13 protein-coding genes are annotated in these 13,776 nt (G+C 66.5%); 5 read left to right on the top strand and 8 right to left on the bottom strand.

Annotation, left to right across the window (positions count from 1 at the left end; translation table 11 throughout):
* Positions 1–12: 12 nt before the first annotated feature.
* Together CXY74_RS03900 and hemE are read right to left on the bottom strand one after the other, a co-directional pair.
* Entirely contained in the window at positions 13–1,602 is a 1,590-nt protein-coding gene (locus CXY74_RS03900; protein ID WP_104199214.1) for an NAD(P)/FAD-dependent oxidoreductase, read from the bottom strand.
* A gap of 10 nt (positions 1,603–1,612) precedes the next feature.
* Positions 1,613–2,734 (bottom strand): uroporphyrinogen decarboxylase, encoded by a 1,122-nt coding sequence (gene hemE, locus CXY74_RS03895; protein ID WP_370446121.1) that lies wholly within the window; start codon positions 2,732–2,734, stop codon positions 1,613–1,615.
* Positions 2,735–2,806: 72 nt separating this feature from the next.
* On the opposite strand from hemE, the gene CXY74_RS03890 reads away from it, so the two are divergent.
* Positions 2,807–4,180 carry a glutamyl-tRNA reductase gene (locus CXY74_RS03890; protein WP_104199213.1) on the top strand — a complete coding sequence of 458 codons (1,374 nt, stop codon included), beginning with the start codon at positions 2,807–2,809 and terminating at the stop codon, positions 4,178–4,180.
* Here the strand turns inward: CXY74_RS03890 and CXY74_RS03885 are convergent.
* Complete coding sequence (locus tag CXY74_RS03885; RefSeq protein WP_104199281.1) at positions 4,177–5,217, bottom strand: alcohol dehydrogenase catalytic domain-containing protein; 1,041 nt, start codon at positions 5,215–5,217, stop codon at positions 4,177–4,179. The genes CXY74_RS03890 and CXY74_RS03885 overlap by 4 nt on opposite strands.
* Positions 5,218–5,264: 47 nt before the next feature.
* Entirely contained in the window at positions 5,265–6,650 is a 1,386-nt protein-coding gene (locus CXY74_RS03880) for a glycine--tRNA ligase (protein WP_104199212.1), read from the bottom strand.
* Between the two features lie 163 nt (positions 6,651–6,813).
* On the opposite strand from CXY74_RS03880, the gene CXY74_RS03875 reads away from it, so the two are divergent.
* Genes CXY74_RS03875 through CXY74_RS17880 form a run of 4 tightly spaced genes read left to right on the top strand, consistent with a single transcriptional unit; the run spans position 6,814 to position 10,214 of the window.
* Positions 6,814–9,099: a carbon starvation CstA family protein gene (locus tag CXY74_RS03875; RefSeq protein ID WP_233193199.1), complete on the top strand. Its 2,286-nt coding sequence runs from the start codon at positions 6,814–6,816 to the stop codon at positions 9,097–9,099.
* Positions 9,099–9,326, top strand: a complete 228-nt coding sequence (locus CXY74_RS03870) for a YbdD/YjiX family protein (protein WP_104199211.1) — start codon at positions 9,099–9,101, stop codon at positions 9,324–9,326. Before CXY74_RS03875 ends, CXY74_RS03870 begins: the two co-directional genes overlap by 1 nt.
* 28 nt (positions 9,327–9,354) lie before the next feature.
* Positions 9,355–9,741 (top strand): hypothetical protein, encoded by a 387-nt coding sequence (locus tag CXY74_RS17885; RefSeq protein WP_233193198.1) that lies wholly within the window; start codon positions 9,355–9,357, stop codon positions 9,739–9,741.
* Entirely contained in the window at positions 9,738–10,214 is a 477-nt protein-coding gene (locus CXY74_RS17880) for a hypothetical protein (RefSeq protein WP_233193197.1), read from the top strand. The genes CXY74_RS17885 and CXY74_RS17880 overlap by 4 nt, the downstream gene beginning before the upstream one ends.
* Before the next feature lie 10 nt (positions 10,215–10,224).
* On the opposite strand, the gene xylB is transcribed toward CXY74_RS17880, so the two are convergent.
* The 4 genes from xylB to CXY74_RS03845 all read right to left on the bottom strand — a co-directional run bounded on the left by xylB (position 10,225) and on the right by CXY74_RS03845 (position 13,713).
* Positions 10,225–11,634, bottom strand: a complete 1,410-nt coding sequence (gene xylB, locus CXY74_RS03860; protein ID WP_370446118.1) for a xylulokinase — start codon at positions 11,632–11,634, stop codon at positions 10,225–10,227.
* A gap of 90 nt (positions 11,635–11,724) precedes the next feature.
* Positions 11,725–12,489, bottom strand: coding sequence for a hypothetical protein (locus CXY74_RS03855; protein ID WP_104199210.1), 765 nt, complete (start codon positions 12,487–12,489; stop codon positions 11,725–11,727).
* Between the two features lie 28 nt (positions 12,490–12,517).
* Positions 12,518–13,372 (bottom strand): hypothetical protein, encoded by an 855-nt coding sequence (locus CXY74_RS03850; protein WP_146070049.1) that lies wholly within the window; start codon positions 13,370–13,372, stop codon positions 12,518–12,520.
* Positions 13,369–13,713, bottom strand: coding sequence for a PadR family transcriptional regulator (locus CXY74_RS03845; RefSeq protein ID WP_104199208.1), 345 nt, complete (start codon positions 13,711–13,713; stop codon positions 13,369–13,371). The genes CXY74_RS03850 and CXY74_RS03845 overlap by 4 nt, the downstream gene beginning before the upstream one ends.
* Positions 13,714–13,776 lie beyond the last annotated feature (63 nt).

The raw sequence follows: 13,776 nt of genomic DNA, 5'->3' as shown, positions 1-13,776 counted from the left end.
GCACAGCTTCGGTTAGAGATCGGGAGCGGTGATGGTAAGGCCGAGGGCGGCGTGCCGAATACGGTCGCCGGCCTGGAGTGCATGCGGAATGACGGAGGCAAGGCCGGTTCCGGCCAACCAGGCTCCGGTGATCTCCAGCCCGGGGGTTGCGGCGACGGCCTCGCGCACCAGCCGGGTACGTTCGGGCGCACCGAGAGTGGCAGGCGACAGGGCGTCGCGCCACTCGGTGCGGGCAAAGGCTCGCACGCAGCTGGCTGGCAGAGGAACGCCGAGCAGCGTAGATGCGTCGTGCAGCGCGAGGGCCTGCAGTTCATCGTCGGTCAGGTCGTCGGTCGGGTTAGGCGCTCCTGCCCGCCCGTACGAGAGGCGCACGACATGGCGGCCGGGGCCGGCGGCTTCGGCGACCCAGGCCCATTTCGCTGTGACGTGGGTGAGCGCCTTCGCGGTGACGTCGGGGGCATCAATCGACACGAGCACACCGGTGCCGCGCGGGTGCACGTCGAGTGCGGGTGCGTCGAGCACGAGCGAGGTGAGGGTGACGGCGGTCGGGGCCGGCCAGTCGAGTTCGGCGAGCGCGTCGAACTGGGCGCCGAGCGAATTGACCAGTCGCAGGGCCTGCGCCCCCTGGGTCGCGACGATGACATACCGGGCGGTGACGGTGTCGGTCGTGGGCTCAGCCTGTGCAGCGTCTTGGCGGGCGGGAGTGGGGCCAGCGGGGTCGGGGCCGGCGGGGTCGGGGCCAGCGGGGTCGGCATCCGCTCGCCGGGTCACGGTGACGGCCCAGGTGGGCTCGTTGTCGGTGCCGGAATGAGCCAGGCTCCGGGCCGTGGTGCCGGTGACAATGGTCACGTTGTGGTGTTCGAGGGCGGCAACGATGGCGGCGGGCAGGCTGGCCATGCCGCCGAGCAGTCCGCCCACGTTGGAACCGGCGGGTGCGCCGGATCGCAGGGCCGAGACGGCCCCGGAGAGCGAGCCGGCCGTGGTGAGGGCTCGGTTGAGTCCGGGGGCGACAACGTCGATTTCGAGGTCGACGGCGCTCGTCGTGTAGACGCCGGAAGCGACGGGTTCGACGAGGCGGTCAAGCACACGCTGACCCATGCGCTTCTTCACGAGGTCGCCGAGGCTGTGCTCTCGGCCGATGGTGAGGACGGGCATGAGCCGGTCGAGGTAGGCGCGCAGCGACCCCTTCCAGCCGATGACGCGGCGCACGTCGTCGGCGAGCGGGGAGCCCGGAATTCCGAGCACTCCGGCCTTGGGCAGCGGAACGCTGACCGAGGCATCTCCTTCGCTGTGGGACTGGACTGGGGAACCCGGTTTGAGAGCGGGAAGGTGCAACCAGGCGCCGGCGACGTTCGGAGCGACGACCTGGTCGGTGAGGCCGAGGTCCTCGATGAATGAGGCCACGGTGCCGCCGCGGACGGCGAAGCTTTCGGCTCCGCTGTCGAGGCTGAGTCCGTCGAGAACGTGGCCGGCTACCGGGCCGCCGACGGCATCGGTGGCCTCAATGATGGTGACGCGCAGCCCTACCTGCGCACATTCGCGGGCGGCGACCAAACCGGCCACTCCGGCGCCAATCACGAGCACGTCGATCGGTGTGGTCATGTTGCTACTCCTACTCGGCTGCGCTCACGTCGTGCACGAGGCTGACCAGCCGGGTCAATACATCGGGGTCGGTGTCGGGCGGAACGCCGTGGCCGAGGTTGAGTACGTGCGACGGCGCGGTGCGTCCACGTTCGAGCACGTCGCGCACGTGCGCTTCGAGCACCGGCCACGGCGCCGCGAGCAGCGCGGGATCGACGTTGCCTTGCAGAGGGACGGCACCGCCCAGCCGGCGGTTGGCCTCGTCGAGCGGCACCCGGTAGTCCACGCCCACGACGTCGGCGCCGATGTTATGCATTTCTTTGAGCAGTTCGCCGGTTCCCACGCCGAAGTGCACGATGGGCACGTTACGGTCGGTCGGTTCTTCTCCTCGGCCCGGCACGGTGTAGGTCAGGTCGCGCACGTGGGCGATCGCCGCGATCGACGCTGGGGCGACGGATGCCGCATAGTCGACTAATGAGAGCGCTCCGGCCCACGAGTCGAACAGTTGGGCAGCACTCGCCCCGGCGAGCACCTGCGCGCGCAGGAACCGGCCGGTGACGTCGGCGGTCCAAGCCATGAGCTTGGCCCAAGCTTCCGGTTCGGCATGCATGAGGGTACGGGCGTGGATGTGATCCTTCGACGGACCGCCCTCGACCAGGTAGGCGGCGAGCGTAAAAGGAGCACCGGCGAAGCCGATCAGCGGGGTCGATCCAAGCTGGGAAACCGCCAGCCCCACGGCCGCACTGATCGGTGCGAGGGCCGTATCGAGCAGGGCCGGATCGAGGGCGGTGAGTTCGTCGACATCCGCTGGCGTGCGCACGGCCTTACCGAGAACGGGGCCCTTACCGGCCACGATCGACACGTCGACCCCGACGAGCTTCAACGGCACGACGATGTCGCTGAAGAAGATTCCGGCATCGACCTGGTGCCGACGCACCGGCTGCAGCGAGATTTCGCTCGCTAATTCGGGGTCGAGGCACACGTCGAGCATGCGCGTTCCGACGCGCAACTCGCGGTATTCGGGCAGCGATCGGCCGGCCTGACGCATGAACCACACCGGCGTCACGGCGGGCCGAGTGCCCTGATAGGCCTGGATCAGGCGGGAGTCGGCGGTGAGGCCGGAGGAGAGTGGATGCTGCGCGTCGAGGATCATCACGATCATTCTCTCAAACATCTCTGGCGTCCCGCGCCGGAATCGTACAGCATTGAGTCGTAGAATTGCGTAGTGCTAATTCTTTTGTCCGCAAGTCATAAAAACTCCACCTTCGATGTGCTGGAGAAATTGTCTGTGGGCGGGGGCTCTTCGGCTACCCGCATGGTGGCACAGCACGGGCCGCTCAGCGGTGCGGTCGTCGTTGCGACCTGCAACCGATTCGAGGCCTACCTCGACCTCAATGAGCCCTACGGCGTGTCGCCACTTCCCGCCGTCTACGCCGCCATTGAAGCCGTGAGCGCCAGCAGCGGCCTCGACGCAGACCTCCTGCGCGACAATCTCACCCTCGTACACGGCAACGGCGTCGCCGAACACCTGTTCGCCGTGACGAGCGGCCTCGAATCCGTCGTCGTCGGTGAGGTCGAAATTGCCGGCCAGGTGCGCCGCGCGCTCGAGCAGGCTCGCGCCAACGGCACCACGAGCCCCGAGCTCGAGCGCCTCTTTCAGCGGGCTTCCCAGACATCGCGCGGTGTGAAAAACCGCACCGGAATCGGCTCGGCCGGTCGGTCGATCGTGCGCCTTGCCCTCGAACTGGCCGAAAGCCGGGTCAGTGACTGGTCGACCGCACGCGTGCTCTTGGTCGGCACCGGCCGTTATGCCGGAGCCTCCCTCGCCGCCCTGCGTGACCGCGGAGCCGAGAACGTGCGGGTCTACTCGCCCTCCGGTCGCGCCGTCGGATTCGCAACGTCACACGGTATCGACGCCGTTCCCACCGAGGATTTCGCCGCCGAGGTCGCCCGCGCCGACGTGGTCGTCACCTGCACCCTGCGCGACGACCACGTCATCGATGCAGCCCTGATCACCCGCGGGCGCACCGAAACTGGTACGGACCCATTCGAGATCGCCGGCGCTACCGCCGATGCCCCGGCCCGCCTGTGCCCGGCCGATGCCGGCCCCGCAGCGCCGCCACAGCTCATCATCGACCTGGGCCTGCCCCGCAACGTGGCACCCGATGTCACCCTGGTACCCGGTGTCGAACTGCTCGACCTTGAGACGATCAGCATCCATGCGCCGCTCGAAGAGCTCAATGCCACATCCGATGCCCGCGAGATCGTGGGCAAGGCCGCCCGCAAGTTCTCCGACGTCGCCGAAGAGCAAAGCCTCACCCCGGCCGTCGTCGCTCTGCGTAGCTACGTATTTGAGCTGCGCGACGCCGAGATCGCCCGGGCTCGCAGCCGCGGCGACTCGAGCGAAGCCACCGAGGCAGCCTTGCGTCACCTGGCCGGTGTACTGCTGCACGCTCCCATGGTTCGTGCCCGCGAACTGGCCCGGGCCGGCGAGCAGGATGCCTACCTCACCGGGCTGGACGCCCTGTTCGGTATCGACGTGACGTTGCCGGCTGTCGGTGCGGCGGATGCCGCCGGCGCCGGTGCGATCGCCTCTTAACCCAGCTCGATCAGGGTGACGCCGGCGGGTGCGCCGGAAGTCGACATAGCGGCAAGGGCGGCGGGCGCTTCGGCCAGGGTGATGCGGCGGCTGATCAGGTCTTGCGGGCGCAGTCGACCGCTTCGCACCAGGTCGAGCAGGGCCGGATAGTCGTGAGCGGGCATGCCGTGGCTGCCGAGTACGGTCAGCTCCCGGGCGATCACCGTGCCCAGCGGCACCCGAGGGTCGTCGGCCAGCAAGCCAATCTGCACGTGCCGCCCACGGGTAGCCAGCGAGCGGATACCGATGGCCACCGTGTTCTCCCGGCCAAGCGCCTCGAGACTCACCTGGGCGCCGTCGGTTGTCAGGGCCCGAATGTGTTCGACCACCTCGGCATCGCCGAGCCCGGCCGAGTTGACCACGTGCGCCGCCCCGACGCGGGTCGCCGCATCGAGCGCGTCCGCGCTGATATCGACCGCGATGACCGTGGCGCCGAGCGCCTGCCCGATCATCACCGCGCTGAGGCCTACTCCGCCGCAGCCGACGACCACGAGGGTTTCGCCCGCCTGAAGGCCGGCTTGATGTACGAGCCCGCGATACGAGGTCGCGAAACGACAGCCGAGCAGCGCCGCGGCGCCCGCGTCGAGGTCGTCGCCGACGGCGATGAGGTTCACGTCGGCGTTGTGCAACGCGACCCGTTCGGCGTAGGAGCCCCAGTGAGTGAAGCCGGGCTGGGTCTGGTTGCGGCAGACCTGTCCGTTGCCGGCGTCACATTCCGGGCAGTCGCCACAGGCGCAGACAAACGGCACGGTCACCCGCTGGCCCACCCGAAACCGGCGAACCAGCGGCCCGACCACATCAATCACGCCGACCAGTTCGTGACCGGGAACGTGTGGCAGGGCGATGTCGGTGTCATGGCCCTGCCAGCCATGCCAGTCGCTGCGGCAGAGACCGGTGGCCTCCACCCGCACGATCACACCGGCCGCGCTGAGCTGCGGTTCGGGCACCTCGCGCAGCACCGGGAGAACACCGAACTCTTCGAAATAGACCGCTTTCATGGTCACAGTCTGCACGACGTGCGGCCCGGGCAGGCGCTTTTCTGCCGTTAGGCGCCGCGCAAGCGCACCGCGAGGTAGGCCTCGAGGTCGACGAGCGGCACACGCTCCTGCGCCATCGTGTCGCGGTCGCGCACGGTAACAGCCTGATCGTCGAGGGAGTCGAAGTCGACCGTGATGCAGAACGGGGTACCGATTTCGTCCTGGCGGCGGTAACGACGGCCGATGGCTCCGGCGTCATCGAAGTCGACGTTCCAGAGCTGGCGCAGGTTCGTAGCGAGCTCGCGCGCCATCGGGGAGAGCTTCTCGTTGCGGGAGAGGGGCAGGATCGCGGCCTTCACCGGTGACAGGCGCGGGTCGAGCTTGAGCACGGTGCGTTTGTCGACACCGCCCTTGGCGTTCGGAACTTCTTCTTCGACGTAGGCGTCGACCAGGAAGGCCATGAGCGAACGGGTCAGGCCGGCGGCGGGCTCGATCACCCAGGGCGTCCAGCGCTCGTTCTTGGTCTGGTCGAAATACGTCAGGTCTTTACCGGATGCCTTGGCGTGCGTTGACAGGTCAAAGTCACCACGGTTCGCCACACCCTCGAGCTCACCGAACTCGGTGCCGGTGAAGCCGAAGCGGTATTCGATGTCGACGGTGCGCTTGGAGTAGTGCGAGAGCTTTTCGGCCGGGTGCTCGAACAGGCGCAGGTTCTCCGGGTTGATACCGAGATCGGTGTACCACTTCATGCGGGTGTCGATCCAATACTGGTGCCAGGTCTCATCGGTGCCGGGCTCGACGAAGAATTCCATCTCCATCTGCTCGAACTCGCGGGTGCGAAAGATGAAATTACCCGGTGTGATCTCGTTGCGAAAGCTCTTGCCGATCTGGCCGATGCCGAACGGCGGCTTCGAGCGCGACGCCTGCAGCACGTTGGCGAAGTTGACGAAGATGCCCTGGGCGGTTTCGGGGCGCAGGTAATGCATGCCGGCCTCGTCATCGACCGGGCCGAGGTAGGTCTTGAGCAGGCCGGAGAAGGCGCGCGGCTCGGTCCAGATGTGACGGTTGCCGCAGTTAGGGCAGGCAATGTCGTCGAGTCCGTTCTCGGGCGGGCGGCCCTTCTTCTCCTCATACTGCTCTTCGAGGTGGTCGGCGCGAAAACGCTTATGGCAGCTCGTGCACTCGATCAGCGGGTCGCTGAAGACCTCGACGTGACCGGATGCCTCCCAGACCTGCCGCGGCAGAATCACGGACGAGTCGAGGCCGACGACGTCGTCGCGGCTCGTGACCATCGAACGCCACCACTGCTTCTTGATGTTCTCTTTAAGCTCGACGCCGAGGGGGCCATAGTCCCAGGCGGAGCGGGAGCCGCCGTAGATCTCACCGGCCTGAAACACAAAGCCACGGTGGCGGGCGAGGGCAATAACGGAATCAAGATGAGTGGGCGTCGCCACGGTGGCTCCAATGGTCGAGGGCGCAAAATTCGGGCGAGTGCCCGATTGTCTATTTTACGTGCTCGATCCGTGCCCCGTTCCCGCTCGGGGTTTGAGCCATTCTCGCGTCGCGGTAACGTACAGAAGCAGGTTCACAGCATCTGCCTTGGCTCAAGGAGGAGAAATGGGCGCCCCGTCCACCATGTCAGAAGGCACGACCCAAGAACCGACCGCTCTGAAACGGATTCCGCACGACCTCGCGGTCGCCCTGGATCCCGAGGCGCATGACGCCCACGATCGCCAGTGGACACCCCTCAAAATCATCATCTGGTCGGCCATTTCGCTGCTCGGTGGCCTCAGCTGGGTCATGCTCGCCGTGGTGCGCGGCGAGACCGTCAACGCCATCTGGTTCGTCTTCGCCGCGATTTGCACCTACCTCATCGGCTACCGCTTCTACTCAAAGTTCATCGAGAAGCACATCGTTCGCCCCGACGACCGCCGGGCCACGCCCGCCGAGTACAAGGCAGACGGCAAGGACTTTGCCGCCACCGATCGCCGCGTATTGTTCGGCCACCACTTCGCCGCCATTGCCGGCGCCGGTCCGCTGGTCGGCCCCGTGCTGGCCGCGCAGATGGGCTATCTGCCGGGCACGATCTGGATCATCGTCGGTGTCGTTCTCGCCGGCGCGGTGCAGGACTACCTCATTTTGCACTTCTCCATGCGCCGCGGCGGCCGCTCGCTCGGCCAGATGGCCCGTGACGAACTCGGCGTGATCGGCGGTACCGCTGCACTCATCGCAACCCTGGTAATCATGGTCATCATCGTGGCCATTCTCGCCCTCGTCGTCACGAACGCCCTCGCCGAAAGCCCGTGGGGCGTCTTCTCGGTCGGAATGACCATCCCGATCGCGCTATTCATGGGCTGCTACCTGCGCTTCTTCCGCCCGGGCAAGATCACCGAGATCTCCATCATCGGCTTCGTGCTGCTCATCGCCGCCATCGTCGGCGGCGGCATGGTCAACGGCACCGAATGGGGCCAGACCTACCTGCTGCTCGACAAGGTCACCATCGCCTGGGGCATCATCATCTACGGCTTCATCGCCGCAATCCTGCCCGTCTGGCTACTGCTCGCACCGCGCGACTACCTGTCGACCTTCATGAAGATCGGCACGATCGGCATGCTCGCCGTGGCGATCGTCATCATCCGCCCGGAGATCAACGTGCCGGCGGTCAGCGGCTTCGCCACCACCGGCACCGGCCCCGTCGTGGCCGGAACGCTCTTTCCGTTCCTGTTCGTCACGATCGCCTGCGGCGCCCTCAGCGGCTTCCACGCCCTCATCGCCTCGGGCACCACGCCCAAGCTCATCCAGAAGGAACGCCAGACCCGGTTCATCGGCTACGGCGGCATGCTGATGGAGTCGCTCGTGGCGATCATGGCCCTCGTCGCCGCGCTGTCGATTGACCGCGGTATCTATTTCGCCATGAACGCCTCGCCCGCCCTCACCGGTGGTACCGTGCAGGGCGCGGTCGCGTTCGTGAACGGCCTCGGCCTGACCGGCGTCAACCTCACGCCCAGCATGCTCACCGACATGGCGACCAACGTCGGTGAAGAGTCGATCGTCTCCCGCACCGGCGGCGCACCCACGCTGGCCGTCGGGCTCTCGCACATCATGCAGCAGCTCGTCGGCGGTACATCGATGATGAGCTTCTGGTATCACTTCGCCATCATGTTCGAGGCCCTGTTCATTCTCACCGCAGTGGATGCCGGCACCCGCGTCGCCCGCTTCATGCTGCAGGACAGCCTCGGCAACTTCTTCCCGAAGTTCAAGAACACCTCCTGGCGCCCCGGCGCCTGGGCTGCCACGGCCATCATGGTCGCCGCCTGGGGAGCCGTGCTGCTGATGGGAGTGACCGATCCGCTCGGGGGCATCAACACTCTGTTCCCGCTGTTCGGCATCGCCAACCAACTGCTCGCGGCCATCGCCCTGGCCGTGTGTATGGCCATTGTCGCCAAGCGTGGTCTGTTCAAATACCTCTGGGTGGTGGCGCTACCGCTGGGTTTCGCATCCGTGGTCACCATTTCGGCCTCGTTCCTGAAGATCTTCTCGACCACCCCTGGCATCGGCTACTTCGCTCAGAACCGCGCGTTCTCCGAGGCCCTCGCCGCGGGCGAGACGAGTTTCGGCACCGCGCCGAGCGTTCTAGCCATGGAGGCCGTCGTGCGCAACACGATGGTGCAGGGTGTGCTGTCGATCGTCTTCGTCGTGCTCGCGATCATCGTGATCCTCACGGCTATTCAGGCCACCTGGAACGCGTACCGCAAGAACTCGAGCGCGACGAGTGAAGATGACGCCGTGCAGTCGCAGACCTATGCCCCGGCCGGGTTCATCATGACCCCACCCGAGAAGGTGCTGCAGGCGCAGTGGGATGCCCTGCCGGCCGAGAAAAAAATCAAGGTCACGGGCCACTGATGACCCTGTGGGCGGGCGTCCGCGCGGGCGCCCGCGGCGTGATCTGGTACCTCAAAGGCCTCCTCGGCGAGGATGCCTACGAGAAGTACGTGGCGCACCACGCGGCCTCCTGCGAAACGGATACTGCCGGCCTCGACCGCGCGCCGCATCCGCTACTCACCGAGCGCGAATTCTGGCGGGACCAGACCGACCGCCAGGATAAGAACCCGCAGGGGCGCTGCTGCTAGCTCAGTCACGGGCAGCTAGTCTGGGGCGATGACGAACGGGGGCGGGGCGGAACGGTTGAGCGCGCTCCGCTCCCACCTCGGTCGCCTGCCGCCGTGGGGCCTGGTGCTGGTGATCTGGGCGGCGTCGCGACTGCTCACAACGACCCTGCTGGCGAGCCTGTTCATCGTCGCGACCCGACTCGACTGGAACTTTGCGAGCCACCGCAGCGACCCGAACTTCTTCACCTTCTCGGGATCGTGGGACAGCTCGTTCTACCGGCAGATCGCACTGCGAGGCTACCCGACCGAACTTCCAACAGACTTAGCTGGCAACACCCTGCCGAATGCCTGGGCCTTTCTGCCGGTGTTTCCGTGGCTTGTGCGCGGTGTGTCTGCCCTGACCGGCCTCGAATTCTACGTCGCTGGGCCATCGTGACCGCCGGGCTGGCCATTGCGGCGGCCGGTCTGGCCTGGCCGCTCGTGGCTGGCGCTGTCACGGGCGTTCACGACGCCTACCTGGCCACTGAGCTGTCCTGGTGGACCGGCTTCGTCGGTCGAGTTTCGTTCGTTCCGCTCGCCCCGTGGTTTCTGATGGCCGGAAAGTACCTGGGCCTGGCCGGCATCACTCTCGTGCTCGTGCTCGCGGCAGGTTTTGGGTGGTGGTTGTCGCGGCGAGCGCTGCATCCGCTTCGGCCGGAGGTGGTGGCCTACTCGGCAAGCTACGGACTCTATCTGGTCGCCGTGTTTCTTCCGCAGCAGAGCCTGTTTCGCTTGCTGCTGCCGCTCGCGCCGCTGCTCGGTGACCCGGCCATCGCGCGGTCGAAGCAGCTGCGCCGTGGGCTGCTCGCGGGATCGATCGCGTTGCAGCCGGTCGCCATTGTGCTGCTCTGGTTCATCGGATACCCCTGACGCGCGCCTGTCAGACCCCGTAGATGAGTCCGCGCTGCTCCGCGTAGCGTGCGCGCACGTCGATGGCCCAGTCTCTCGTGGCCGAGGGCTCGAGTTCGGTGGCGATCTCGCGCTTCCACAGCGGAAAGTTACCGTCAAGCGCCCAGGCGGCCTGCCGGGCAGCCCCGAGGGCGACGTATTCGCCGGGGGCTGGCAGCACGACCGGCACACCGAAAACATCCGCGGCAATCTTCTGCACGGCGGGCGACTGCGAGCCACCACCGATCAAAATGACCTGCCGCACGGGCACGCCCTGGCCGCGCAACGAGTCGAGCGCGTCAGCGAGGCTGCAGACCAGACCCAGAACGGATGCCTGGGCCAGGTTTTCGGGGCGCATATTGGCCCGGCGCATTCCGGTGAGCGAACCGGTGGCATCCGGCAGGTTCGGGGTGCGTTCGCCATCGAGGTAGGGCAGCAGGAGCAGGCCGTCGGCGTCGATCGGGGCGGCAAGGGCGAGCGCGCCGAACCGCGCGATGTCGACGCCGAGCAAGCCGGCCGTCGCCACGAGGGTGCGGGCACCGTTGATGGTCGCGAGCAGTGGAAGCTGGCCGCCGGCAGCGTCGGCGAACCCGGCGACCGAGCCGGAGGGATCCACTATGCGGGCAGCAGTGCTGGCGAATACGGTGCCGCTCGTACCGATCGATACAACAACGTCGCCCTCCTCGGCGCCGAGGCCGAGGGCTGCCGCTGCGTTGTCGCCGGCGCCGGCCGACACGATGACGCCGCTTTGAGTCAGTCCAGCTCGCTCCGACGGCTCGAGCACGCGCGGTACCCGGGTGGCACGGCCGAGGGCGGCCTCAAGCAGGTCGAGACGGTACTCATTGCTCTGCACCGAGAAATACCCGGTGCCGGAGGCGTCGCTGCGGTCGGTCGTGGCTTCGGCGGGCCGCCCGAGAATGTTCCAGGTGAGCCAGTCGTGCGGCAACATCACCTGCTCGACGCGCGCGGCGAGTTCGGGCCGGTGTTCGTGCAGCCAGGCCAGCTTCGTAATAGTGAACGAGGCGACCGGTACGACACCGACCTCCTCGGCCCACATCGAGGCGCCATACTTCTCGGTGAGCGCTGCAGCCTGCGGGGCGCTGCGCACATCGTTCCAGAGCAGGGCGTCATGAACGGGCGTGTCTTCGCGGTCGAGGGCGACCATGCCGTGCTGCTGCGCGCTCACGCCGAGGGCGAGCACATTGCCTGCACCCTCAGCGGCTGCGGTACCGCCGGCTTGCTCGAAGGCCTCCTGCCAGCGCTCGGGGTTGATGCTCGTGCCATCGGGGTGGGGTGCGCTGCGCAGCTGCAACAGCTCTCCGGTGTCGGCGTCGACGCTGACTACCTTGCAACTTTGGGTCGAGGAATCTACTCCGACAACCACGCGACGATTCAGAGCCAACGTATCTCCTTTGAAACTTACGTTTGATCAGCCTAATCGCCAGCAGCATCCTCGAGTACCGAAGTCGGCTACCCGCGCAACTCCATTCAACTAGCGCCCGAGCGGCTCACCAAACAGCGCGAACAGCCAGATCACAATCGACAGGATCACCATCGACCAGGTGATCGCGCCGAGGAACAGTCGGGTCGAGAGCGAGGTGCGTGCGTCTGGTGCGCCGCCCGGGGCGACGATCGGGTCGTCGCGCAGCGAGTGGCGCGCCTGGCTCCAGATCGCCGACACGAGCACGAGCAGGGCAGAGGCGATCACGATAGGCAACGCGGAAACGGTGAAGAGTACCGTCGCGAAGTCGGTCCATACATTCAAGCCGAGCGGGAGAGCGATGCCCAGCACAGCGGCGACCACGAACATCCAGGCACGCGGGCGCACCCTGGCGAGTGACCGCAGGAAGGTGGGCATCAGCACTGCGCCGACGATCACGACGACGAACAGGGAAATTGTGGGCAGGTCAACGCGCACCGCCGCGCCTTGCACGAGCGGCAGCGCTGACACCATGAACCCGATGAGACCGAGCAGTCCGAGACCGGCCCGCAAGCCCACGCCGTTCACGGCCGGTTGCGGAATAGTCGAGAGGCGGAGCTCGGCCGCGTAGCTCCTGGGGCTGCCGAAACACTCCTGTGCACTCGTGCCAGCGTCGGCGAGAAACTCCCGGGCGCTGGCCAGGGCATCGCCGATGTCACTACCGGGAACCGCGAGCAGTCGCAGCTCAATCGTGAATTCGTCGAACCAGGTGGCATCGTCCATTTTCGCCGAGCGGATGCCTGCGCTGCTGTCAGAATCAAACGGGTTGGTCGTCATGATTCGGCCCCGTCTGTTGGATCGGACATCAAGTGTTGGGGTAGAGGGCGAGGGTCAACACGAAGCTGACGGCACCGTAGACCACCATGATCCAGTTGCCGACCCCGGCCAGAAAGCGCGCGCCTTTAGGTGGGACCGGCTCGGCGCCGGTGCCCGGATCAACGATCGGGTCCTCGCCCAACGTGTGGCGCACCTGGTTCCAGATGGCTGGCGCGAGCAACAGGATGCCAGCCCCGATGGCGACCGGCAGTGCGGGAACATTGAACAGCACCGCCTGCCCCCACCACACGCTGAGCAGGACCGGGCCGAAACCGCCGAATGTTACTCCCGCCACGATCAGCCCCGCCGTTCGGGGGCGTGAGCGCGCGCGAAACAAGACCGGAATGACTTTGGGTATCAGGCCCAATAGAAGGACCGTCGCGCCCAGGGATACGACCATCCACACCCGCACGTCAAGGCCGTCGTCACCGCTCGCGAGGGAGTATGCCGTTTGGCCGAGCACGACCAGCCCGATAATCCCGATTCCACTGGTCAGCAAGACCTCGTTAATTGACTTCTTGGATTGGGGAAGGGCTGGCAGGTCGAGCTCTGCGGCGTAGCGCTGGGGACTGCCGAATGATTCGTCGGCTCGCGCACCCGAATCGGCAAGAAACTCCCGCGTGCTGGCGACGGCATCACCGATGTCGCTGCCACTGACATCGAGCAGGCGCAGTTCGACCGTGAGATCGTCGAGCCACACCGCATTTTCGGCGTCCCGAGCAGTTTCAGCCGCGCGGCCGCTGGCCCGGTCGTCGACCGAGTCGAGACTGCCGGCAATAGCGCCGCCCAAACCGGGCGTACGAGAATCGCTGGTGTCGTGATCATGCGGGTTGCTGGTCATCATGATTCGACCGGGCCTTTCTGTAAGTGGTCGTGCACGGTGATGGAAAAAAGTTGCCAGTGGGCGACCTGGTCAGCCAGTTCGCGTTGCCCATCGTCGGTGAGCGAGAAGTATTTGCGCCCCGGTCCCCCGGCGCCCGGTCGCCATTCGCCGGCGATCCAGCCGGCCGCCTCGAAGCGGGTGAGCAGCGGATAGAGCGTGCCACCCTTGATGGCACCCAAGCCCGCCGCCTCGAGCGTCGACGCGATCGCATAGCCGTAGGTCGGGCCCGGCGCGAGCGCGCGCAGCACGCACAGGCTCAGGGCCGCGCGCATCCAATCAGCTGGCCAGGGTTTTGATTGCATGACTACATAGTCACACTAGTTAGACAAACTGTCTACTCGGGATTTCATCCCGGTCTCGTCGAA

This window comes from Cryobacterium sp. Y29, from assembly GCF_002929825.1.
Lineage (GTDB): Bacteria > Actinomycetota > Actinomycetes > Actinomycetales > Microbacteriaceae > Cryobacterium.
This window is presented reverse-complemented; position numbering and strand designations above follow the sequence as displayed.

Excerpts from the sequence above, each read along its gene's own strand:
- CXY74_RS03875 (WP_233193199.1), top strand. The coding sequence starts at position 6,814 with ATGGGCGCCCCGTCCACCATGTCAGAAGGCACGACCCAAGAACCGACC.
- CXY74_RS03845 (WP_104199208.1), bottom strand. The coding sequence starts at position 13,713 with ATGCAATCAAAACCCTGGCCAGCTGATTGGATGCGCGCGGCCCTGAGC.
- CXY74_RS03900 (WP_104199214.1), bottom strand. The coding sequence starts at position 1,602 with ATGACCACACCGATCGACGTGCTCGTGATTGGCGCCGGAGTGGCCGGT.
- CXY74_RS03870 (WP_104199211.1), top strand. The coding sequence starts at position 9,099 with ATGACCCTGTGGGCGGGCGTCCGCGCGGGCGCCCGCGGCGTGATCTGG.
- CXY74_RS03885 (WP_104199281.1), bottom strand. The coding sequence starts at position 5,217 with ATGAAAGCGGTCTATTTCGAAGAGTTCGGTGTTCTCCCGGTGCTGCGC.
- CXY74_RS03855 (WP_104199210.1), bottom strand. The coding sequence starts at position 12,489 with ATGACGACCAACCCGTTTGATTCTGACAGCAGCGCAGGCATCCGCTCG.
- hemE (WP_370446121.1), bottom strand. The coding sequence starts at position 2,734 with ATGATCCTCGACGCGCAGCATCCACTCTCCTCCGGCCTCACCGCCGAC.
- CXY74_RS17885 (WP_233193198.1), top strand. The coding sequence starts at position 9,355 with ATGACGAACGGGGGCGGGGCGGAACGGTTGAGCGCGCTCCGCTCCCAC.
- CXY74_RS03850 (WP_146070049.1), bottom strand. The coding sequence starts at position 13,372 with ATGATGACCAGCAACCCGCATGATCACGACACCAGCGATTCTCGTACG.